The following is a 22,916-nucleotide window of genomic DNA, read 5'->3' on the forward strand; positions in this document are numbered from 1 at the left end:
TTTTGATTTAGGCGCCTTCATCAAAGCGGATAAAGCTCACATTCTAACTAATGGTAGAGTTGTTGCTTGGCCAGTCATATAGTTCAGATTGATATTTCTGTAACTGAGGATTTAATTGTTATGGCTCACAAGAAGCAAGTGCAGCGCTGCTGTACTGGTGAGAGTTAAGTTGTCCCCTCGGATTAAGTCGCCCTCCTTCACCTGCTCTGTGGTGTGTCCTGAGGTTACTTTTGCACTTCCACTAATTACATAGATTAAGTGAGTTTCATTTAAAGATAATTGTTCATCTGTTTTTAAGTGTGCAATGTCCATTAAAGTGCTGCTATCAAAAGTACTGCCTTTCTCGTCAATACCTCCATAAATACGAGTGGCGCCATTTAATGCTGGTTTGTAGGTTTTATACCCCGCAGGCTGGCCAGCTTTCTCTGGCAGCGCCCAGACTTGCAGCATTCTGTTTTGCTGTTTGTCTGGATTAATTTCATTGTGAGAGAAACCCTCTCCCCCTGCACGTTGTACCTGAACTTCACCTGCGGCTAAATCCTTGCCGTGTTCTAAAGATCCCTCATGACTGACCCGACCCTCGACAATGATAGAGATAACATCGATTTCACTGTGCGGATGCATACCCGATGAGCCCTGGGGTAAATAGCGTGCATCAGCCAAATACACCATGTTGCCCAGTCCTTCAAAAGCCTCTGCTTTTTTGCGAGCATCAAATACGCGGCTATCAGTCACCAGTCGATGTTCAGTAATACCTGCGAATCCACCTAACTCCAGTGTGTCTCGGGCTAAAATTTCCATTTTTTTCTCCGGGTGGTTTGTCTGTTGCTGTAGTCGATGGAGTCATTCTAGATATCCCTTTTTGTTTGATATATAGTTATTTTTCGTAATCATTATCCCATTTTTAACAGCAATAAGGCTTTGCAGGTTTCATAGAATGGGCTGTAACGTTGATTTGAACGACATGCTGCTTTTTATGGCAGTAGTGGATGCAGGTAGTTTTACCTCAGCTGCGGAACGGCTTAATTTGCCTAAGGCAAATCTCAGCCGGAAAATTGCCAAGCTGGAACATGCTCTGGGAGTCACTCTGCTAGAGCGAACCACCCGCACACAAAGCTTGACTGAAGCCGGCAGTACCTACTTGCAACACTGCCGCCGAATACAGCATGAAGTCGATCTAGCAGAAAGCAAAGTCGGCAGTTTAGTGAGTAAGGCATGTGGTAGGCTGCGAGTGGGTGTCTCTGTTGGTGTAGGCCATGCGATATTGAAAGATGTGCTGGGTGAGTTTCTACAGGCCCATCCTGATATTGAGTTGGAGTTAACTCTATCTAACAAAAGAGTGGATTTGATTGAGGAGGGCTACGATCTGGTTATCCGTGTGGGAGAGTTGGTTGATTCTCGATTGATAGCCAAGAAATTAGGGAAAATTCGGCGCCGTTTATACACTAGCCCAAATTACATAGAGCGTCAGAATCTGAATGCCGAGTTAGAATCTTTGGCCGATTGCGAGTTTCTAATTATGAGCAGTGCACAGTATGGTGGCAGGTTGAATTTAACGAATGGAACTGATGTTCGAGAAATAATGATCGAGCCGAGAGTGAGAGTCGATGACTTCTTGATGCTAAAGCAGATGCTGGTTGATGGTTGTGGAATCGCAATTCTCCCCGACTATATGTGCCAACAAGAAGTAGCTGCGGATTTATTGGTGCCAGTATTTCCTGAGTGGGAGATGCCACCGGTGGATCTGTATGCGCTCTACCCACAACATCGACAAAAATTGCCAAAGGTGAGCTCTTTTTTGGCCTTTGTTCAGCAGGCGTGTATGAATCGACTGGGCTGAACGCGTTAAAAAACCTTTTCAAGATGCATATCAAGCTAACTAAATATGTATTTAAATATTAACTCGGTAGATAGCCCTTATTCGTTAGGGCTATCGAAACTTCAGCAATGGTTTTTTCTGTAAGGTTTAATTCACCTGAAGAAATTCAGGTTAGCGTGGATACCGAGTGGCCCAAAGTAAAAACTCCCGGTTGCCATCGCCGCCCTTTATTGGACTGTCAATATACTCTTTCACCTCAAGTCCCAAGTCTTCGCATAAGGCAGTGATGCGCTCGTGCACCTCCGGGTAGTATTTGGCATCACGCACCAGACCACCCTTGCCAATCCCCTCCGGGCCCACTTCAAATTGCGGTTTAACCAGACTTAAGAGTTGTCCCGAAGGTTTAAGCAAGGCCGGTAACTGCGGCAGAATGAGTACTTGGGAAATAAAAGAGACATCCATAACGATGGCATCAAAACCTGCGTCTCCGTGGGGGGAGATTTGGGAGGCTTCCAGGTGGCGTGCATTTACCCCTTCAAATAGGTGCATACGGGGGTCATCCAGTAACTTCTGCGCCAACTGATCTCGCCCAACATCAACACCGACAACTGATGCTGCTCCCCGTTGAAGTAGGCAGTCGCTAAAACCGCCAGTAGAGCAGCCAACATCCAGTGCGTGCCACCCAGAGGGGTTTAGTCCTGTCTGGTCGAGGATGGCGGCCAATTTCAGGCCCGCTCGGGAAACATATTGGTCTTCCGGTAGGGGGGTGACCTCAAGGGCGCAATCTTCCGGAATGCTCTGCCCGGCCTTGCGCGCGGGCTGGAGGGTACCGCCATCGGATACCATGACCCTTCCGGCATCAATCAGTTTCTTTGCATGGGTGCGGGAGTTTGCCAGCTCTCTCTGTACAAGCAGTTGATCCAATCGGGTCATGTTTCGCGGTGCAATCCTGGTTACATAATTGAGAATTCAGGGCCCATGCTAACCTCTGGCTCCAGCAGGTAGAAGTGCGGCTCCGCAAATTGTGGGACTAATCTTTAGTAAGGAGGATGTTAGCTGATGGCAAAAAGCGTTCTGGATAAGTTCAAAATTCGCAAGGGAAAGGTCTTTGAGGCGCCACTTGAGGGCGCCTTTGGGCGCTTGGTTACTCCCTTTGAAGAATTTATCCATCGCCAAAGCAGCAGTGGTATTTTGTTGATGCTATCTGCTCTGGCGGCGTTGGTTATTGCCAACTCCCCTTTGCAGGAGGCTTACAAGCACCTGTTGCACATGCCCATCAGCCTCAGCGCGGGAAACTGGGAATTCTCTCTCTCCTTACACCACTGGATCAACGATGGCTTGATGGCGATCTTTTTCTTTCTGGTGGGATTGGAATTAAAGCGCGAATTTATGGTGGGAGAGCTGTCCGACCTTCGCCAGGCTGTACTTCCGGTGATGGCGGCAATTGGCGGAATGGTGGTGCCGGCACTTATTTACGCTTCTTTTAATGCGGATAGTGGTGCAGAACGCGGCTGGGGCATTCCCATGGCCACGGATATAGCATTTGCTGTCGGCTGTATTGCCCTTTTGGGGAATCGGGTGCCTCGTGCGGTGGTTACTTTCCTGGTTGCGTTAGCCATTGTTGATGACTTGGGCGCAATTTTAGTGATTGCAATCTGGTATACCGAACAGGTGAATATCACCGCGCTGATTGCGGCGGGTTGCCTGGTAGTGATTATGTGGCTGCTAAAAGCGGCGGGGGTTCGCAGTTCTCCGGCCTATGTATTTGTCGGTGTGCTGCTCTGGTATGAGTTCTACCTGGCGGGGGTACATGCGACTATTGCGGGGGTGATTACGGCAATGGCACTGCCGGCCAAACCCAAATATGACCCGGTGGCCTTTAGTACCTTTGTTAAGGATATTATTCGCAGCTTTGACCGCTGTTTCCGGCCAGGCGATAAGATTATTGCTAACGATGCGTTGCGCGCCCGAGTGATGGCGCTGGGAAATGGTGTCAACCTGGCGCAATCACCGCTACAGCGCATGGAAACCCGCCTGCACACACCGGTGGGCTTCGTAATAATCCCTATTTTTGCATTGGCTAACGCCGGTATTCCCTTTAGTAGTTTTACCAGTTCTTCGGCAGTGATAAACCCTGTCACCCTTGGGGTCATTTCCGGCTTGGTTGTGGGCAAGCTGGTAGGTATCGTTGGCGCCACCTGGATTGGCTGGAAGCTTGGCTGGGGTAAGCTGCCTAAGTCCGCCAATTTCCAACATATTGTCGGTGTTGCACTCCTTGGCGGGATTGGCTTCACTATGTCGATCTTCATTGCCGAGCTGGCCTTTAGCTCTGAATATGAGCTGTTGATCCAAGCTAAAGCGGGTATCCTACTGGCATCAGTAATTGCTGGAGTGGCGGGGTTCCTGGTATTGCGCAAAGCTCCGGTGGCCGATGAGTTTGAAGTTCATGGGGAGGGGGAGCCCCTGGATGAAGGTGGCAGCGATAGCCTTGGGGAAGGGGAGGACGTAGAACAGCAGCCCAGCCGCCAGGGTTAAGTTGTTTTAGCGTTCCTGATGTCACTGCGTCTCGGTCCTGGAGGGGCCTGATTCCATTAGTTTCCAGCTCCCATTGTTAATGTACGTGAGAGAAATAAGAATTATGTATTTGAGAACACTGGCACAGGCGCTACCAGTGCTGGCTATTTCCCTTCTGCTCGGGGCTTGTGATGGCCAAACTACAGCTAATAAAAAAGCCGATTCTGAAGTCGGGGTTGATAATCAATCGACTACAACCAATCCCAAATCCGATAATGGAGTTAGTGCGATGGATAGTCTGGCCCAGGCTTATGTCCTTCTAGTACTTGAACTGGGAAATCATGACGACAGCTATGTCGATGCCTATTACGGTCCGGCTGAATTGCGTGAAACTGCCACCAAGAGTAAGGCGAGCGCTGCAGATATCGCCCGGCGCGGTGAGTCTTTACTGGCAGAGCTGCCAGCGGTAATCGACGGCGATGGGTCTATCGAAAACCTGCGCATGCATTACCTGAAGACACAGTTGCGGGCCCTGGTGTTCCATGCTCGTAGTCTGGCAGGAGAGAGCCCGAGAAGCTTCACCAATGAAGCTCGAACCCTCTACGACACCGAGCCCCCGCAGCAGGATTTGGAAAGTTTTGAACCCATGCTGGAGGAGTTGGAAGCATTACTCCCAGGTGAGCAGCCCTTGAGTGAGAGGGTAGCCAGCTTCCGCAAAGCTTATGAAATTCCTGCCGATCGCCTTCAGGCCGTATTTGATGCCGCCATTAAAGAATGCCGCGCGCGCACCAAGCAGTATGTTTCACTCCCAGCGGATGAGAGTTTTGTTCTGGAGTATGTCAGCGACAAACCCTGGAGTGGCTACAACTGGTATAAGGGGCGTTCGCACAGTCTTATACAGGTGAACAATGGCCTGCCAATTACGATAGATAGGGCTATTGACCTGGGCTGTCACGAAGGGTATCCGGGGCATCACACCTATAACGCGCTGTTGGAGCAAACTCTGGTCAAGGAACGGGGTTGGGCAGAGTACAGCGTTTACCCGCTTTTCAGTCCACAGTCACTGATTGCCGAAGGAAGTGCAAACTATGGGATAGAGCTGACTTTCCCTGGTGAGGAGAAAACCCGTTTTGAAATGGAGGTTCTCTACCCCTTAGCTGGCCTGGATCCGAAAACGGCGGAAAAGTATGAGCAGGTAATGGCCCTGGTAGATAAGTTGGGCTTTGCCGGCAATGAGATTGCCCGCCAGTATATCGACGGGGAAATTGAGGGCGCGCAGGTACCTGCGTTGTTTGAGAAATATACCTTGATGAGCCCCGCCAAGGCGGCACAGCGGAAGGATTTTGTAGATGCCTACGGCGCCTACGTAATTAATTACAATTGGGGTAAGACACTGGTTGCTGATTATGTAGAGCAGGGCAGTCAAAATAATGAAGAGCGCTGGCAGCGCTTTACCCGTTTATTATCCTCGCCGCGCCTGCCGTCATCCCTGGATTGGTAATCATGCAAAAAGGCACTTTGAGAGAGTATTTACTATCGCGACCGGAAGCTATCGAGGATTTTCCTTTTGGCCCGGATGTAGCGGTATTTAAGATTAAGGGGCGTATGTTTGCTACCTTAAGCTGTTACCGCGGGGTGGACGCCAGTAATCTCAAGTGTGATCCCGATGAAGCCCAGGCCTTAAGGGACATCTTTTCCGGTGTTATCCCGGGTTACCATATGAACAAGAAACACTGGAATACGGTGTTGTTGGATGGCACAGTGCCCGATTATGAGATTGAGCGAATGGTAGATCGCTCATATGGCCTGGTGGTTAAGGGGCTTCGCAAGCTTGAGCGGGAGTCCCTGGAACTGGCCTATGGAGCGGAGCTGCTCTACCGTTAGAGGCCCCTGAGAATAGAAATACCCAGATTTAGTCTAGGAGAGGATGTGAACGAATTTATTGTCGATGTAACGGCAGAGAACGCCCAGCAAATTCTGATTGAAGAGTCCATGAAGCGCCCGGTAGTGGTGGACTTTTGGGCCGATTGGTGTGAGCCGTGCAAGCAGTTGATGCCGGTGTTGGACAAACTGGCCAATGAGTATAACGGTCAGTTTTTATTGGCCAAGGTCAATGCAGATACTGAGCAAATGCTGGCGGGTCAGCTGGGTGTACGGAGCTTGCCCACGGTAATGGTTTTAAAAGATGGCCAGCCGGTAGATGGCTTTGCCGGTGTGCAGCCAGAGACACAGATTCGTGAGATGCTGGATAAGTATCTGCCAAAACCCTGGGACATAAAGTTGCAGCAAGCACAGGCGTTAATCGGTGAAGATAAAGTGGCGGAAGCCCTGCCTCTGTTGCGTCAGGCTTATACGGAATCGTCTGAACGCACTGATATTGCCAAACAACTGGCTGCTATCCTGCTCGACCAAAACCGTGCCCAGGAAGCGGAGACTGTGCTCAGTAAAATTCTGCTGGCAGATCAGGATGCGGAATACCAGCAGCTGATGGCTCAATTGGAGCTGAAGCAACAGGCAGCAGAAACTCCAGAAATTCAGGCTCTGCAAAAGGCGCTGGAAGAAAACCCTGCGGATAGCGATTCTGCTTATCAATTGGCCGTGCAGTACAGCCAAGCCAACCGCCATGAAGAAGCACTGCAATTATTGCTGGATATTTTGCGTAAAGACATGGGCTTTGCCGATGGTGCTGCCAAGCAGACGTTCCTGGATATTGTAAAAAGTTTGGGTGCTGGCGACCCTGTTGCCACTCAGTACCAGCGCAAGTTAATGACTATGATGTTTTAAAAATACTCTGCCGGTAAACAAAGGGGCCCAAGAGGCCTCTTTGTTTTTGGGGGAGAGAAGGACGATTATTAATGTATAAGCTCTGTGTTTATATTCCCGAGTCGCACTTGGAAGCGGTAAAGCAAGCGCTATTTTCCGTGGGTGCAGGACGTATTGGCGACTACGATAGTTGTTGTTGGCAAGTTCTGGGAGAGGGACAGTTCAGGCCGCTGGATGGGAGTCAGCCATTTATTGGTCAGTCGGGCCAGGTCGAGACTGTGATGGAATACCGTGTGGAGATGGTCTGTGCCGATGAGCTGGTGGATGCTGCTCTCGATGCAATGCGAGCAGCCCACCCCTATGAAGAACCGGCGTTTGACCTCTGGCGATTGGATGATCGCTGCAGTAGTGCCGGCTTAAATAAAGCAGAGGTCTCTTAAAGGCTATCGAGTACCTTTTGTCGTTCGTGGCTTTTTTGCTCGATCGCTTTCGCATCTTCCAGTAATTTTGAAACGCTGGTGTGATGGGTCGGCAGTTTATTTTCGGCGGGGCTACTGTCTTCAACGATCGAGTCGGATCTCAAGTCAATTGGGTCATTGGCAGTGACTGTATTTAGAGGCTTGACGCGGTGAATACGCACGTGTGAATCCAACCCCTCCGGCACGGTGTCTGAGAAGTGCCAGTTCCCATCTTTATCTTTCCAGGTAAAAACCTCAGATGTTTGCTTGTCAGAATCCCCTTGAGATACGAGCCCACTGGAAGTTGCCAACTCTTCAATTTTTGACACTGATCCCTGGGTGGTTTCGCGCACACTTTGCATAGCTCGCTCACCGGTTTCGCGAATCGCTGAAATATCCGGTTTTTGTGGCAGCCAGTCGGAGGGTGACATGATGGGTTTGCCATCTGGGCCCGGTAAGATCATAGGCAGGACAATGCCTACCAGTAACAAGGCACCGAGCATTGGAAAGTATTTCATGCAAACATCCTTTTAATGCAGGGTCATTAACTCATTAAGTAAAGTGGTTTACAGCTTTCGATTGATGACACCGCGGTGTAACTGGTATTGCCCGATACGGGTATCTTCGAAATAGTGCTCCAAAGTGCGGTGCATAATGGGAAATGCAATCTCCCTCCAGGGAATTTCGTCTTCGCGAAATAGCTCAACTTCGAGCGATTCAGGCCCGGGTCCGAAATTCATATCGGTCAATTCACCCCGGTACATCATGTAGACCTGATTGATATGGGGAATATCGTAGACGGAGTAGAGCTCGTCCACGCGGATACTGGCCCGGGCTTCCTCCCAGGACTCTCGCAAGGCGCCCTCTTCGCTAGTTTCGCCACTCTCCATAAACCCGGCAGGCAGAGTCCAGAGCCCCAGGCGCGGCTGTATGGCGCGCTTGCACAGCATCACCTTGTCGCCAACGTAAGGGACAACTCCGACAATAACACGGGGGTTGATGTAGTAAATGGCGCCGCAACTGCCACAGATGTGGCGGGGGCGATCATCGCCCTTGGGAATGGAAAGTGTTACGGCGTTACTGCCGCATTGGCTGCAAAATTTCATGGCGTCAGTATACCCATGCGAGATTTGAGCGCCAGCTTCCGGACCGGTTGACGCCTATAGTTGTTAGTGATGTTGAAGTATAAAGGCGGTATCTACCCTGCGATGGCGCGTTTTTTTCTGCTCGGACTAGCGCTCCTTGCCCTTTGCGCCTGTGGTGGTAAAGGCGAAGAGGAAAAGGCGCCACCTCCCCCGCCAGTAGAAGTACTGGTTGTTAGGGAGGAGCCTGTTATCCCCCGCTTTGAATTCGTCGGACGGGTAGAGGCAACTGATGAATATCAAGTCCGCCCACGTGTACAAGGATATATCCAGAGTCGCAATTTTACCGAGGGGGAAACCGTCCAGAAAGGGCAGTTACTGTTTGAAATTGACCCGCGCCCTTTTATTGCCGAACTGGCGAATCAGCGCGCCACTCTGGAACAATCCCAAGCCTCCCTGAGAGTTGCTGAACGGAACTTCCAGCGTGGCCGACGTTTGGTGGCCACAGGGGCTATCAGTCAGGTACAGATGGATGAGCTTGAAGGTAATTTTGAGGAAGCGGAATCCCAAGTCGATGCCAATCGCGCCAAAGTTCAAAGCGCTGAGCTGGATCTTTCTTATACCAAAGTTTACGCGCCACTCACTGGAAGAATCGGGCGTACAGAATTTCCAGTGGGTTCCCTGGTAGGGCCAAGCACCGATCCCCTGGCCACCATAGTAAAAATGGATCCCATTTATGTGCTCTTTGAAGTGCCAGAAGAGCAACTTTATGCGGTGCAGGTGGATTCCCAGCGGCGGCAGCGAGAGGGTTTAAGTCCCACTCGCCTGGATGTCCGCATTGAGTTACCCGACGGCAATTACTACCCCCATAAGGGCAAAATCGTATTTATCGATAATCAGATCGATCCCAATACCGGATCGGTAGCGGTGCGCTCCCTGTTTCCCAATCCAGGCCAACTATTAGTACAGGGCCAGTTTGCCCGAGTTTCCATAAGCGTCTACACCGGCAATGACGCCCTGAGGCCGCTGGTACCCCAGTCAGCGGTCATGGAGGATATGCAGGGGCGTTATGTCTTTGTTTTGGGCAAAGATAATATTGCGGAGAAGCGCTACCTGACCTTGGGGCAGAGGGAAGGGGAGTTGTGGGCTGTAGATCGCGGGCTTGTCGCCGGTGAATCTGTAATCGTTAATGGTTTACAGAGGGTTGTCGCAGGGAAGCCGGTGACGCCGCAAAACACCCCTAGAAACCCCTACGATGTTGAAGCGCCACCAGCCCCTCCCGCTGAGCAAAGTAGTAGTTCTGCGGCGAAATCTGGCTCTACAGACAGTCAAGGGGAGAGAGAACTACCGGTAATTGATGGGGAAGCGGCACCAGCAAGCCCTGAATCTGAGGGGCATGACGATGACTACAAATAGCTGTCGCTGCCCATGATTAGCGCCTTTTGTATCCGGCGGCCACGATTCGCCTTTGTTATTTCCATATTGATCACCCTCGCTGGGATACTCTCCTTGCCACAATTACCGGTGTCGCAATTCCCTGAAATAACGCCACCGACCATCAATGTCGCCGCCACGTTTGCCGGTGCCAGCGCCGAAGTAGTGCGCGATAGTGTGGCTGTGCCGATTGAGTCGCAAGTTAATGGTGTGGAGGGCATGGATTATATGTCTTCCACCAGTGGCAATGATGGCTCCTACAGTCTCACGGTGACATTCAAGCCTGGCTACGACGATGACATCGCCCAGGTTAATGTTCAGAACCGGGTGGAGCAGGCCACTCCCCAGCTACCTGAGGATGTGAAAAGAGATGGGGTGGTAGTTTCCAAGCAGAGCACCACGCTGTTACTAGTAGTCAATTTGTTCTCCCCAGATGAAAAGTTTGATGAATTATTTCTGGCAAATTACGCCGAGATTTATTTAAAAGATGAATTGGCGCGGGTGCTGGGGGTGAGCAGTGTTGTTATTTTTGGCTCGCGCAATTACGCCATGCGCCTCTGGCTCGACCCCAACCGGATGGCCTCGTTAGATGTGACCGCCCAGGATGTTATCTCTGCTGTGCAGGCACAGAACGTAGAGGTAGCCGCCGGTCAGATCGGGGCGCCACCGATCCGCCAAGATCAGCAGTTCCAATACAATATTTTGGTGCAGGGGCGCTTGGTATCTCCCAGCGAATTTGAGGACATCACCATCCGCGCCAAGCCCGATGGGGCCATGGTAAAAGTCAGGGATGTGGCGAGGGTGGAGCTGGGAAGTGAATCTTACTCTTCCTATGGGCAATTGGATAACCAGGCTTCAGCAGTGATAGGGGTGTACCAGCTGCCCGAGGCAAATGCGATCGAAGTGGCCGATGGCATAAAGGCCAAGGTTGCTGAGTTGTCGAAGCGCTTCCCGGATGGGCTGGAAGCGGAGATTCTCTACGACACCACATTATTTGTAGAGGCCTCAATTAAAGAGGTTGTGGAAACACTGATTATTGCCCTGATACTGGTAATCCTGGTGGTTTTTTTGTTTCTGCAGGATTGGCGCTCTACGCTGGTACCAGCCATTGCTATTCCCGTATCCCTGATAGGCACCTTTGCCTTAATGCTGGCATTTGGGATGACGATTAACACCATCACATTGTTTGCCTTAATCCTTGCGATCGGCATAGTGGTAGATGATGCGATTATCGTGGTGGAAAACACCCAGCGGTTAATGGCTGATGGCCTCCCGCCAAAGGAAGCCGCGCTGGAATCCATGCGTGAAGTTACCGGCCCCGTTATTGCTACGACCCTTGTTTTGTTTGCAGTTTTTGTCCCGGTAATGTTGATGCCGGGAATTACGGGAAAAATGTATCAGCAGTTTGCTGTCACCATTTCAATGGCGGTGGCCATTTCCTCCCTGAATGCACTGACACTAAGTCCGGCTCTCTGTGCCAGCTTGTTAAAGCCGAGTAAAGACGGGGAAGTTGCCGGTATTAAGGAGACCGGTATTTTTGGTTTCTTTAATAAAGCTCTGCATATTTCTACAGGTTTTTATGTGGGAATGGTGAGGGCTTGTATCAAAATACCGCTTATCGGTATCGCCTCAATTATTCTGATTTTATTATTCTGTTATTTGCTCTTTACCCGAATCCCCACCGGTTTTATTCCCGATGAAGATCAGGGCACGTTTATGTTGCACGTGCAGTTGCCTGATGGATCTTCCCTGGAGCGAACCGGACCCATTGTCAATCAAGTGACCGATGTTCTAATGGAAGAGCCAGGTATGGCTCATGTGGTTGGTGTGCCCGGTTACAACCTGCTTACCAGCAGTGTTTCTTCCAACACGGCAATGATGTTTGCTGTGCTAAAACCCTGGGATGACCGCACGAATAGGGAAGATAGCCAGTTTGCCATTATGGATCGGGTACAGAAAAAATTATCTGCAATTCCCGATGCGCAAGTGCTGCCGTTTGTCATTCCACCACTTCCAGGTATTGGCACTGTTGGTGGATTTGAATTTGTACTCGAAGATCTACAGGGGCGCAGTATTACTGAATTGTCACAGGTCTTGTTTGACCTGCTGGGCAATGCCAATCAGCGCAGTGAAATCTCCCAGGCCTTTACCAGTTTTCAGGCCGCTACACCGCAGCTTGAATTAAAAGTAGATAAAGAAAAATCGCATGTGCTTGGGGTCCCCCTGCCGGATGTGTATTTAACGTTGCAAACCTTTTTGGGTGGCTATTACATCAATGACTTTAACCTATATGGAAAGGTCTTTCGTGTAATCGCTCAGGCCGATGCTCAATTTCGCGATAAAGAGGAAAATCTGGCTGGCTTTTATGTTCGTGCCAATAGTGGCGGTTTGGTACCGCTGACTTCTATCTCAACTATCACTCCTGTGGTCGCACCACAAACGATAACCCGTTACAACTTATATAACAGCGTCACTATCAATGGATCACCGGCACCGGGGTATTCCAGCGGCCAGGCGATGGATGCTATGGAAGACTTGGCATCAAAGTTGCCAGAAGGTTATGGATACGAATGGACGGGCATCAGCTTACAGGAGGTGACCGCGGGTAATCTGGCCCCAATCCTGTTCTCTTTGGCCGTTATATTTGTCTACTTGTTTTTGGTCGCCCAATATGAGAGCTGGACTATCCCCTTTGCAGTGATGTTGTGCGTCCCCATTGCGATTGGTGGCGCTATGTTTACGGTATTTATCGCGGGGTCCATCAACAATCTCTATACGCAGATCGGCTTGGTATTACTGATTGGGATGGCAGCAAAGAGTGCGATTCTGATAGTAGAGTTTGCCTGCGTGGAACGCGATAAGGGGCGGTCTATTGCGGATGCGGCTCTATCGGCTACGCGCCTGCGATTCCGCGCGGTATTAATGACGGCCATGTCCTTTATTTTAGGGGTAATTCCACTACTGGTCGCCACCGGTGCTGGCGCAGTGAGCCGGGTTTCCCTGGGGCTGGTGGTCTTTGGCGGTATGTTGGCTGCGAGTCTCTTCGCCACTTTGCTAGTGCCTGTGTATTACGCCTTGGTGCAAACGGTGCGGGAAAAGCTGAAAGGGGGCTATACCCCCAAAATTAATGAGGATAAGACCGCGAATGGTGGGTCTGAATCCACCTGAGCCAATCTGTTGATTGTGTGGTAGGGTGGTAAGTCACAAATGGATATTGTGGCATATCGCTCAGTGTTACCGCTGAAAAACGGTATGATGAATGTTATGGAGCCCCCGCAGCGATCGGGGCAGGGCACAGATTTATGCTAGAGATTATTGAACAGAAAATCGTAGGGCAAATTGAGGACTTGGAAGCAAGGGTTCCGGCAGGACCTGACCTGCAAGGCCATGCCGCAGTACTGATTGCCCTGACAGAAGAGCCGGACCCACAAGTAATTCTAACTAAGCGCTCTGCAAATCTCTCTACACATTCCGGTGAAGTTTCTCTCCCTGGGGGGCGCTGGGATGCCACGGACCCATCGCTTCAATTTACCGCCTTGCGTGAGGCGGAAGAAGAAGTCAGCCTACCTATGGATGACGTACGCGTACTCGGCCCCCTTTGGCCGCGGACTACCCGCTGGCAGGTACATGTGACCCCTTGGGTAGGGATAATTTCACCGGATATCCAATTATTCCCAAACCCAGGAGAATTGGATGCAGTATTTCGAGTCCCCCTGTCTTTCTTTCTTGCAGACCCGCGTATTCGCACTGATCGTATTATTATTGATAACCAGGAAATATACCTTCCGGCGTATATGTATGAAGACTTCGAAATCTGGGGCTTTACTGCAGGGGTATTAACCGAATTTTTAGTAAAAATATTAGGGGCATCAATAGGGCGCCGCGATGATGTGCCGCTGCGTGCACTTAATTAGCTCGGCTTACTAATTAGAATTTTTTTATTTTTTGGGAAGCCCTGGTATCGGCTCACCTAAGTCATCCCAAGCATCGATTAGTATTTTCATTATTTTTCCGGCATCGGGATCGGCGCTGAGGATTGGGAAATCAGGGGCTTCAGGAAGTTTAACTTCTTCTCCTCGTCGACATTCGATTAACCAGTTGTCATCGACTTTAACGAGTTTGTCCCGGTACTCTCCAACAGCAGAAATGCGATAGCCGGATCGTGTTGCTATGATTTCTACGGTCGTTGCTTTCCCTGAGGCGGATTGCCCATCTTCAGAAATAAAATGTAGGGGGGAGCTTGTAATATGCCGGCTTCCCAACTTGCTGTGAACCGCTGCGTAGCGCTCCAGTTTTTCTCTTCCCCGAATCATAATATTGCCATGCTCAAATCGGCCATTGGGTGTAAATAATGAGGCCCAGCCTCGGGCATCATTGCTGTCGATAGTTAATGTATAACGGGCGAGTAGATCACTAATCGCTAGTCGATCTTTTAGCTGTTGAATCTCATCCATTTCTTCACCTTGACCTTTATCGCCAGTAGCTATTGAAGAGGATAGTTTCTAGTGATGGTTTTTGGGGGCGCACCTAGGATATTAATTGAGTATTAATCAAAACCTGTTATCTAACCCGGAATCCTGTAAGTAACCTTGAGAGAATTATTAATAAAATTGGGAAGTGTTTGTTTGTGTAAAGTGAAGCAATACCAAGCCCTAAAATCCTTTGTCGTTTGGTGACTATTTCACGGTTTTAGCTAATGGTGGGATTTATTTGAGACGTAAGTACTAGATATACTGTAAGGTTCTTATATCCTTAATTTTTCTTATTATATACGTTATTGGATTGCTTGAATGAGATCTCTCTCTTTTTTCTGTGTGTTGCTGGGAATCGGATTAATCCAGGCTTGTGCAATGTCCACTGTACCTCCTAAGTATCAGGGACAATGGGCTGGAACCGAGGAATCCTGTAACGCTTCTTCATCGGCCGACTCGATGACTCTGGCAGGTAGTCGTATTCAATTTACGGAGTCTTCAGGCCAGTTGATGTCTGCTAGCCAAAGTGATGGCAATCTTCATCTGGTTTTCAATATGCAAGGTGAAGGAGAAGCTTGGAAGTCAGAGGAGGTGTACTCTCTGACATCTGGCGGAAAGGTACTAGTGCGTTATACCCAGGATTCTACGTTTAAGTATTTCCGCTGCAATTGATTGGAATTGAAGGCTGGGTTAGAACTCAGTTGTTTAAATGACTGGAGCTTGCAGCTCTGGTCATTTAAATATGGAGTTGCCTGGTAAAATATCTATTCAGCCTATACCACCAATTCATCTTTGCATTTCTTTGTTAAATGGGTACCCCCCCTTTGTACCCATTGAGTTAACAGGCTGCAGGTAGCTCCCGATAGAGTGAATTTCTAAAGTTTCAAATGCAGGTCTATTTGGGCTGCTATGAGGTTAGCTTGATAGTTATAAATAGACTAAACCTTTCTCTACCATTAATTTTTACTACAGGTTTGCAGTTGGGATTTAATAGCCTTAATAAAAGTCTGTACTTTTGTTGGCGGCCTTTTGGAAAACAGATGCATATAATGGATGGGCGCAGCGGCAACAGATGTTATAGGGCAAAGTGTGCCGGTATCCACTTTTTTTCGAGCGATAATATCGGGCAACCTGGCAATCCCAATTCCGGCTTCGGTTAACTGTACTATATCGTGTAAGGAGTTACAGCGAACCTTAGGCGTGGCCTTTACCTGAATCCCATTTTTCAATTCATACTTTAATGGCATGCCCTGCCAATCATTAGCGATATGCGGCCAATTTTGTAGTTCAGTAAGGTCTGAGGGAATGCCACATAGCTTTTCAATAAGCTGCGGGCTGGCGTAGAGGCTTTCTCCTAACAATCCTAACTTTGAAACTTTAGCCGATTGAAGTGCAAGACTGCCTACGCGAATGGCCAGGTCTACCTGCGATTCAATCAAATCCATGGGGGAGTCATTGGCTAACAGCCTGATTCTCAGTTGCGGGTGCTGCTCGGCCAGCTTAATGATTGCAGGAATAATTACTGGCTCGCACAGTGCGTGAGGCGCTGTTACCGATAGGGAGCCCGCCAATTTGTCACCGCTATTCCTAAGACCCGCTATTGCTGAGTTATAAATATCTTTGATCTCCCGGCAATGGGCGTAAAACTCTGAGCCGGCCTCGGTGAGAGATAGGGAGCGGGTACTGCGGTAAAGCAAGCGGGTGCCGATATCAGACTCCAACCGGGTAACTGCTTGGCTTACTGCCGATTTGGTGCGCTCCAGGCGGTCGGCTGCCAGTGTGAAGCTGCGCGCCTCTACAACAGCTAGGAATACCTGCATATCCTCCAGGCTTGGCTTCATTGTTTAATTTTCCTAAACACTAATATCAATTAATGGATGTTTATCACAACCATGGCCATGGGGCAATCTATAGGCACAAGGTCGTTACCTATTACAGAAGAGGATTTTGATATGAGCGACATTCTGATTGAGAAAACAAAAGCTGCCAGTGAACAGTGGAAGTCTTACTTCAATAGTGGCAATGCAGCTGGGTGTGCATCCATGTATGAAGAGCGGGCTCAGATGACTGCCAAACCCTTTGGTCTGTTCGAAGGTCGAAAGAATATACAAGCTTTCTGGCAAAATCTGGTAGATCAGGGGTTTGCAGATGTGACCTATATTGGCGCAAAAATTGAAGTAGTGGATGAAGTCTCAACCGTACTCTCAAGTAATTGGAAAATGAACAACGCAGAAGGTGTCATTACTCGTGAACTCTGGGTCCTTCAGGAGGACGGAACTATGCTACTGCGTGATGACCAGTTCGAAGCTATAAATCCTAGCGAAAAGTAAGGGTGCTAGCCGTGAGTGAATTTTGGAATAGTTTTACCCGTGAGAAAACGGACGAGCAATATAACCCTACTTTGTGGACCCGCCGCCTTCCAACCGATCTGCTGCTGCCTTCTCATGCTGAGTTTACGGGCAGTCGTAGCTCGGCATATCGCAACGCGATTAAGAGCGGTTTGCAAACTGTCAATTTTGGGGAAGGTGATTTAGCTGGCTCGATGGATGTTTTCAGGTCAGACGAAGTTGCTGAGGATGCACCGGTCGTAATTTATATTCACGGTGGCTGGTGGCAGTGGTTTTCAAAAGAGCAATTTTCTTTTCTGGCCGAGCCTTTTAATAAAGAAGGATTTGCGGTCTATATGCCGGGTTACCGTATGGCCCCGGATTGGGAAAATGATACTCCAATGGAGTCTATTGTCTCGCAGGTACAGTGGGCAGTGGCGAGCGTGCTGAATGAGGCCGAGGGAAAAGGGGCTCCATCTGTCTACATTGTGGGGCATTCGGCAGGTGGCCAACTGGCAGCACTGCTGCATCAAACGGATTGGAGTCAATTTGGCGTACCGGCATCTGCTCAAAGTAAGTTTAAAGGTGCATTTTCCCTGGCCGGACTTTTTGACATTCGGCCACTGGTCAATAGTTTTGTCAATGACGCCATCAATATGTCGATGGAATCCGCCGAAAAGGTAAGCCCCCAACTGTTAGATCCTGGTATTGACACAACTGAATGCCCGCTACATTTAATTGTGCCTGAATTTGATACGCCAGAATTTTTTCGGCAGACCAAAGAGTATCAGGAGAAAATGCTAAAAATGGGTAACCCCTGTTATTTCAAATTAGCGAACAATCGGGATCATCTTGACCTGATAGAAAAGTTGGTAGATGACCGAGACGAAGTTCTAACTTATATGCTGGAGCATATGAAAGACTAACAACGATTTATTGCTTTGTGTCTTAGGCAGGTCTGCAATGATGTTTTGTGATTTGGTGGCTTAAGCTGTAGCCTTGACGAAATCATCAGTGTCACGGCCTGCCAGAGGGGTGTGAGGATAGGTGCTTCAAGGTATTACTTTGGGGCGGCGCTTTAGAGACAAGCGTCTATATAAGTTCTATTGACGAATTATAATGGGCGCCTGTTTTCTCCTCCTGGATAGATTATGCCGAGACCCAAATCCACTGTCTCTTTGGATGAGGTGCACTGGGGTGCACTCAAAACCCTCTTCCCCTACTTATTGGAGTTCCGCCGCGCCGTAGTCTTGGCGATCCTCTGCCTGATTGGCGCCAAGGTTGCGGGCGTTACCCTGCCATTTTTGCTCAAACATATTGTCGATGACCTGGATAGTGCTGGGGGTATGGCCCAGGCAGTGGCATTACCTTTGGGGCTGCTGTTGGCCTATGGGGCTGTGCGCCTTTCCAGCACTCTGTTTGGCGAACTGCGAGACACGATTTTTGGCCGTGTCACTGAGCGGGCCCAGCGCCGGATCGGGTTGGAAGTGTTCCAGCATTTGCACAAGCTGGACCTGGATTTTCACCTGAACCGCCGTACCGGTGGGCTCTCTCGGGATATTGAGCGGGGCAATAGCGGCATCGGGTTCCTGATGCGGTTTATGGTCTTCAATATCGTACCCACGCTGGTAGAGATAGCTATGGTGGCGGGGTTGCTTTGGTGGAATTACAGCGGCTTATTTGCGCTATTAGTGCTGGCGGCGGTGATTATTTATATCGGCTTTTCTGTGGTAGCCACTGAATGGCGTACGCGCTTTGTCAGGGAGTTGAATGAGGCTGAGTCACAGGCCAGCAGCCGTGCAGTAGATAGTCTGCTCAACTATGAGACCGTTAAGTACTTTGCCAATGAGCGACATGAATCCGGTCACTATGACCGGGAGCTGGCCAGTTGGGAGAAGGCCCGGCGTAAGAACAGGCTGTCCCTGTTTGGCCTAAATAGTGGCCAGGCGCTGATTATTGCCAGCGCAATGTGTGCAGCAATGGTTCTTGCCGCGGTAGGAGTCACCAAAGGCACTATGACCATCGGTGACTTCGTATTGGTGAATGCCTTTATGATGCAGATCTTTATACCGCTAAATTTTCTCGGCTTTGTGTACCGGGAGATGAAAGGGGCACTGGCAAATATTGAGAAGATGTTCTCTTTACTGGCGGTAAAACCTGCTGTGGAAGATCTTCCCCAGGCGGCCCCCCTCACTGTGGTGGAGGGCCGAATTGAGTTTGATAACGTCCAGTTTGGCTACAAAGATAATCGCCAGATCCTCAAAGGTATCAGCTTTGCTGTGGAACCACGGCAAAAAGTGGCAATTGTTGGCGCTAGCGGTGCAGGTAAGTCCACCCTCTTTAAGCTCCTGTTTCGTTTTTATGACACTAACAGCGGTTCCATTTCCATCGATGGCCAGGATATTCGCAGTGTTTCCCAGGAGTCGCTGCGCAGGGCTATTGGTGTTGTGCCTCAGGATGCGGTGTTGTTCAACCAGTCGATCCGGGACAACGTGCGTTACGGACGTGTAGATGCCTCAGATACTGAGGTGGATGAGGCGATCCGCCACGCCCAGCTGGAGGGCTTTGTTCAGCAGCTGCCAGAGGGAGCCGATACCCTGGTGGGGGAGCGGGGTCTCAAGTTGTCCGGAGGGGAAAAGCAGCGGGTTGCTATCGCTCGGGCCCTGCTGAAAAAGCCTCCGATTATGATCTTTGACGAAGCGACCTCATCTCTCGACAGCCACTCAGAGCAGGGCATAGTGGCATCCCTGCAGGATATTGCCCGCGAGCAGACATCGTTAGTGATCGCTCACCGCCTCTCCACAATTGTGGATGCAGACTGCATTCTGGTAATGGATCAAGGCGGAATAGTCGAGCAGGGAGCCCACCGGGAATTGATGCAGGCTGACGGACACTACGCGGCCCTCTGGCGTATGCAGCAACAGGAGCGTGGAACTGAGACCCAAGCGGCCGAGGTGCCTACGCCATGACGGTTGATAAATCCCTACAGCCAGACTAATGTGGCGCCGATACAAAAAAATGATAGGCAGAGCGATATGACCATTCCTTTTCAGGCTACCAAGATAGCGGCAGCAGTGTTGGCACTGGCCCTTGTTGGCGCTTGTTCCAAAAAAGAGCAGCAGCCCGAAGAAGTTGCCAAAGCGGAAGCTGAGGCGCAGATTGTGGAGTCCAAGACTGTACCTGTACCCTCAGGCCAAAAGGTAGAAGATGCGGACAAGCGTTTTGATATCTATGTACCTGTTGAGCTTACCGCAAACCTGAGTGGTCTCTCCGACAACCAGCGCAAAATGATTGGCCTGCTGATCGACGCCAGCCAGATTATGGATCGCCTGTTCTGGTTGCAATCCTACGGCCCAGCTGAGGAATTGCTGCCGGATATTGAAGACAACCGTGCTCGTAAGTTTGCCGATATCAACTATGGCCCCTGGGACCGTCTTAACGACAATAAGCCGTTTATTGTTGGTTATGGAGATAAGCCCCTGGGTGCTAATTTCTACCCAGCGGACATGACCCGCGAAGAGTTCGAGAAATGGGACCAGGCAGGAAAAGACGGCTTGTACTCCTTGGTACGCCGCAATGAGTCTGGCAGTCTCGAACTGGTGCCTTACAACGAAGCCTACAATGCGGACCTGAATAAGGCGGCCAGCATTCTGCGCCAGGCAGCTGAATTGGCTGAGAGCAAAGAATTTGCTAACTACCTCACTATGCGTGCCGATGCACTTCTCTCCGATAATTTCCGCCCCAGTGATATGGCCTGGATGGATATGAAGGAGAATGATATCGATGTGGTTATTGGTCCTATTGAAAACTATGAAGACCAGCTGTTTGCCTATCGTACCGCTTATGAGTCCTACGTCCTGCTGAAAGACAAAGAGTGGAGTCAAAAACTGGCCAAGTTTGCCGCTCTGCTGCCCGAGTTGCAGAAAGGTTTGCCAGTTGAGGAAAAATACAAATCTGAAGAGCCCGGTACTGATTCAGACTTGAATGCCTACGATGTACTCTTCTATGCGGGCCACAGCAATGCCGGCTCCAAGACCATTGCCATTAACCTTCCCAATGATGAAGAAGTTCAGCTGGCCAAAGGCACTCGCCGTTTGCAGCTGAAGAATGCAATGCAGGCCAAGTTTGACAAGATCCTGGTGCCGATTAGCGATGTTTTGATCGCAGAAGATCAGCGCAAGAATATTACCTTCCCGGCATTCTTTGCCAACACCATGTTCCACGAAGTGGCCCACGGGTTGGGAATTAAAAAGACTGTAGAAGGCGGAAATAATGTTCGCCAGGCTTTGAAGGAAACTTCTTCCGCCCTGGAAGAAGGTAAGGCTGATATCCTCGGTCTGTACATGGTTACCCGCTTACATGAAAAAGGTGAGCTGGAAGAAGGCCAGTTGATGGATAACTATGTCACCTTCCTGGCAGGTATCTTCCGCAGCGTACGTTTTGGTGCGGCCAGTGCCCACGGTAAAGCCAACATGATGCGCTTTAACTACTTTAAGGAGCAGGGTGCCTTCACTCGCGATCCCAAGACTGGTCAATACAGTGTTGATTTTGAAAAGATGCAACAGGCGATGACCAACTTGTCTCGTTTAATCATTACTATCCAGGGTGATGGTGACTACGAGAAAGCAAAATCATTGCTGGAGACCAAAGGTGTAATTGGCCCTGAACTGCAGGCTGATTTGGATCGCCTGGCCGAGGCCAATATTCCAGTTGACGTTACCTTTATCCAAGGTAAAGAAGTACTTGGTTTGAAGTAATTTTCTTATCTTTTGTTTTAAAAAACCCGGCACCTGCCGGGTTTTTTGTGCTCCCTAAACTTTATCCCCCCTCGATTTGTAATTTTCCCCGCCGATTGCAGCTTAGTACTTTAGGTACTTTTTCTTATAGCGGAATTAATAGTTACGTCCAAACTAAGGAGGCAGTCTGTATCCCGGGCAAGGAAATTCAATTCTTATACAAAATTGACAGAGGTTCTACATGGATATTAAACAATCAGTTATTAAGTTATTAATATTAGGCGTAATGGGACTATTTACAGCGTCATACTCTTTTGTAGCATCAGCCCAGGTATCCTGTGGTGATGTTATTACAACTGCCGAAGTGCTTACACAGGATTTATCCTGTGACCTTACTGCTGCTGAGCCAGATGCCCTGACTATAGTTGGCCCTGAAGGCAGCTTGAGTATGGAAGGCTTCTCTGTGACCTGTGCTACAGGTGCGGCATTCGGTGGTGCTGGAATACGTATCCAGGGGCAAGGCGCGGTGCTGACTGGCGGTACCATTGATGGATGTTTTGATAATATCTTTATAGAGGGTGTAGGTTATCACACCGTCATCGGAACTGAACTTATTAATAGTGTTGACGATGGTATTGATATTGACAGTATCTTTAACATTATTAATGGATGCATAATTACCAACAGTGGTCGAGTGGGTGTTGATATGGATGATGATTTCAATACTTTCTCTTCTTGCATCGTCACCGGCAGTTTCTCTGATGGGATTCAGATAGATGATAGCTTTTCAAGTGTATTTAATAATATATCCACCAATAATGGTGGAGCAGGAATTTTAATCGAAGGTTCTTCCAGCAATGTAATCACCCAAAATATAACAACAGATAATGGAGATGGAGATACTGCTGATGGTGGTATCGTATTGGAATTCACCAATTCAACTAATAATATCATAACTGGGAATATCTCTTCAGGTAATGATCCCTTTGATTTGAATGATACGGTTGACCCTACTTGTAGTGGCACCAACACCTGGTACGCTAATGATGCCATTACTAAAAACCCAAGCTGCCTAGATTGAATTTTTAAGCGATTTGAGAAACTTAAGTTGTACTTCTTTGGCGATTCAATTGATTGGAGAGAATTAGCTTTAACTTGAGTCGCCATTTAATTTCCTCCAAGTTTGTGAAGGGATTCAAAAAAAATAGCTGTTTGTGATGAGGCATTGATGGCTATGAACCGTAGTGTTGTTAATGCACAATAAATTTGATGCTATATTCTAATTGTTTGGCGGTTAAGCGGTATAATTGA

21 protein-coding genes are annotated in these 22,916 nt (G+C 49.2%); 15 read left to right on the forward strand and 6 right to left on the reverse strand.

Annotated features, from left to right (window positions below; genetic code table 11):
- Positions 1–111 precede the first annotated feature (111 nt).
- Positions 112–801, reverse strand: coding sequence for a pirin family protein (locus ACJJIZ_RS08470; RefSeq protein WP_444915828.1), 690 nt, complete (start codon positions 799–801; stop codon positions 112–114).
- Between the two features lie 136 nt (positions 802–937).
- On the opposite strand from ACJJIZ_RS08470, the gene ACJJIZ_RS08475 reads away from it, so the two are divergent.
- Complete coding sequence (locus tag ACJJIZ_RS08475) at positions 938–1,840, forward strand: LysR family transcriptional regulator (RefSeq protein WP_444915829.1); 903 nt, start codon at positions 938–940, stop codon at positions 1,838–1,840.
- Positions 1,841–1,990: 150 nt separating this feature from the next.
- Here ACJJIZ_RS08475 and ACJJIZ_RS08480 read toward each other — a convergent pair whose 3' ends face one another.
- On the reverse strand, positions 1,991–2,752 hold the full coding sequence (locus tag ACJJIZ_RS08480) for a TlyA family RNA methyltransferase (protein WP_444915830.1): 762 nt from the start codon (positions 2,750–2,752) through the stop codon (positions 1,991–1,993).
- A gap of 126 nt (positions 2,753–2,878) precedes the next feature.
- On the opposite strand from ACJJIZ_RS08480, the gene nhaA reads away from it, so the two are divergent.
- The 5 genes from nhaA to ACJJIZ_RS08505 all read left to right on the forward strand — a co-directional run bounded on the left by nhaA (position 2,879) and on the right by ACJJIZ_RS08505 (position 7,536).
- Entirely contained in the window at positions 2,879–4,354 is a 1,476-nt protein-coding gene (nhaA, locus tag ACJJIZ_RS08485) for a Na+/H+ antiporter NhaA (RefSeq protein ID WP_444906066.1), read from the forward strand.
- 103 nt (positions 4,355–4,457) lie between these two features.
- Complete coding sequence (locus ACJJIZ_RS08490) at positions 4,458–5,834, forward strand: hypothetical protein (protein ID WP_444915831.1); 1,377 nt, start codon at positions 4,458–4,460, stop codon at positions 5,832–5,834.
- A 2-nt stretch (positions 5,835–5,836) separates the two neighbouring features.
- The gene (locus ACJJIZ_RS08495) at positions 5,837–6,217 is read left to right on the forward strand and encodes an MmcQ/YjbR family DNA-binding protein (protein ID WP_282931699.1); all 381 of its coding nucleotides are present in this window, start codon (positions 5,837–5,839) and stop codon (positions 6,215–6,217) included.
- A gap of 45 nt (positions 6,218–6,262) precedes the next feature.
- Positions 6,263–7,117, forward strand: coding sequence for a thioredoxin (trxA, locus tag ACJJIZ_RS08500; RefSeq protein WP_444915832.1), 855 nt, complete (start codon positions 6,263–6,265; stop codon positions 7,115–7,117).
- A gap of 71 nt (positions 7,118–7,188) precedes the next feature.
- Positions 7,189–7,536 (forward strand): YqfO family protein, encoded by a 348-nt coding sequence (locus ACJJIZ_RS08505; RefSeq protein WP_444898215.1) that lies wholly within the window; start codon positions 7,189–7,191, stop codon positions 7,534–7,536.
- On the opposite strand, the gene ACJJIZ_RS08510 is transcribed toward ACJJIZ_RS08505, so the two are convergent.
- Both ACJJIZ_RS08510 and ACJJIZ_RS08515 read right to left on the reverse strand, forming a co-directional pair.
- Complete coding sequence (locus tag ACJJIZ_RS08510; RefSeq protein WP_444915833.1) at positions 7,533–8,072, reverse strand: DUF4124 domain-containing protein; 540 nt, start codon at positions 8,070–8,072, stop codon at positions 7,533–7,535. The genes ACJJIZ_RS08505 and ACJJIZ_RS08510 overlap by 4 nt on opposite strands.
- 48 nt (positions 8,073–8,120) lie before the next feature.
- Positions 8,121–8,660 (reverse strand): NUDIX hydrolase, encoded by a 540-nt coding sequence (locus ACJJIZ_RS08515; RefSeq protein ID WP_413664813.1) that lies wholly within the window; start codon positions 8,658–8,660, stop codon positions 8,121–8,123.
- A gap of 69 nt (positions 8,661–8,729) precedes the next feature.
- Between ACJJIZ_RS08515 and ACJJIZ_RS08520 the strand changes: the two genes are divergently transcribed.
- The 3 genes from ACJJIZ_RS08520 to ACJJIZ_RS08530 all read left to right on the forward strand — a co-directional run bounded on the left by ACJJIZ_RS08520 (position 8,730) and on the right by ACJJIZ_RS08530 (position 13,984).
- A complete protein-coding gene (locus ACJJIZ_RS08520; protein ID WP_413664814.1) occupies positions 8,730–10,052 on the forward strand; it encodes an efflux RND transporter periplasmic adaptor subunit in 1,323 nt (440 codons plus the stop codon).
- Between the two features lie 12 nt (positions 10,053–10,064).
- The gene (locus ACJJIZ_RS08525) at positions 10,065–13,238 is read left to right on the forward strand and encodes an efflux RND transporter permease subunit (protein WP_444915834.1); all 3,174 of its coding nucleotides are present in this window, start codon (positions 10,065–10,067) and stop codon (positions 13,236–13,238) included.
- A gap of 134 nt (positions 13,239–13,372) precedes the next feature.
- On the forward strand, positions 13,373–13,984 hold the full coding sequence (locus ACJJIZ_RS08530; RefSeq protein ID WP_444915835.1) for an NUDIX hydrolase: 612 nt from the start codon (positions 13,373–13,375) through the stop codon (positions 13,982–13,984).
- Between the two features lie 24 nt (positions 13,985–14,008).
- Here the strand turns inward: ACJJIZ_RS08530 and ACJJIZ_RS08535 are convergent, their stop codons facing one another.
- The gene (locus ACJJIZ_RS08535; RefSeq protein ID WP_444915836.1) at positions 14,009–14,524 is read right to left on the reverse strand and encodes a nuclear transport factor 2 family protein; all 516 of its coding nucleotides are present in this window, start codon (positions 14,522–14,524) and stop codon (positions 14,009–14,011) included.
- Between the two features lie 396 nt (positions 14,525–14,920).
- Here ACJJIZ_RS08535 and ACJJIZ_RS08540 point away from each other — a divergent pair, with 396 nt between their 5' ends.
- A complete protein-coding gene (locus ACJJIZ_RS08540) occupies positions 14,921–15,214 on the forward strand; it encodes a hypothetical protein (RefSeq protein ID WP_413664818.1) in 294 nt (97 codons plus the stop codon).
- Positions 15,215–15,498: 284 nt separating this feature from the next.
- On the opposite strand, the gene ACJJIZ_RS08545 is transcribed toward ACJJIZ_RS08540, so the two are convergent.
- A complete protein-coding gene (locus ACJJIZ_RS08545) occupies positions 15,499–16,383 on the reverse strand; it encodes a LysR family transcriptional regulator (RefSeq protein WP_444906062.1) in 885 nt (294 codons plus the stop codon).
- A 111-nt stretch (positions 16,384–16,494) separates the two neighbouring features.
- Here ACJJIZ_RS08545 and ACJJIZ_RS08550 point away from each other — a divergent pair, with 111 nt between their 5' ends.
- From ACJJIZ_RS08550 to ACJJIZ_RS08570, 5 genes are all read left to right on the forward strand, one after another.
- Complete coding sequence (locus ACJJIZ_RS08550; RefSeq protein ID WP_444915837.1) at positions 16,495–16,872, forward strand: Cif family virulence factor; 378 nt, start codon at positions 16,495–16,497, stop codon at positions 16,870–16,872.
- Positions 16,873–16,883: 11 nt separating this feature from the next.
- Positions 16,884–17,795 (forward strand): alpha/beta hydrolase, encoded by a 912-nt coding sequence (locus ACJJIZ_RS08555; protein WP_444915838.1) that lies wholly within the window; start codon positions 16,884–16,886, stop codon positions 17,793–17,795.
- Between the two features lie 225 nt (positions 17,796–18,020).
- Positions 18,021–19,838, forward strand: coding sequence for an ABCB family ABC transporter ATP-binding protein/permease (locus ACJJIZ_RS08560; protein WP_444915839.1), 1,818 nt, complete (start codon positions 18,021–18,023; stop codon positions 19,836–19,838).
- 66 nt (positions 19,839–19,904) lie between these two features.
- Entirely contained in the window at positions 19,905–21,626 is a 1,722-nt protein-coding gene (locus ACJJIZ_RS08565; protein ID WP_444915840.1) for a DUF8614 domain-containing protein, read from the forward strand.
- 220 nt (positions 21,627–21,846) lie between these two features.
- Complete coding sequence (locus ACJJIZ_RS08570; RefSeq protein ID WP_444915841.1) at positions 21,847–22,686, forward strand: right-handed parallel beta-helix repeat-containing protein; 840 nt, start codon at positions 21,847–21,849, stop codon at positions 22,684–22,686.
- Positions 22,687–22,916 lie beyond the last annotated feature (230 nt).

The sequence above is a fragment of the Microbulbifer maximicatervae (SeqCode) genome (assembly GCF_052467225.1).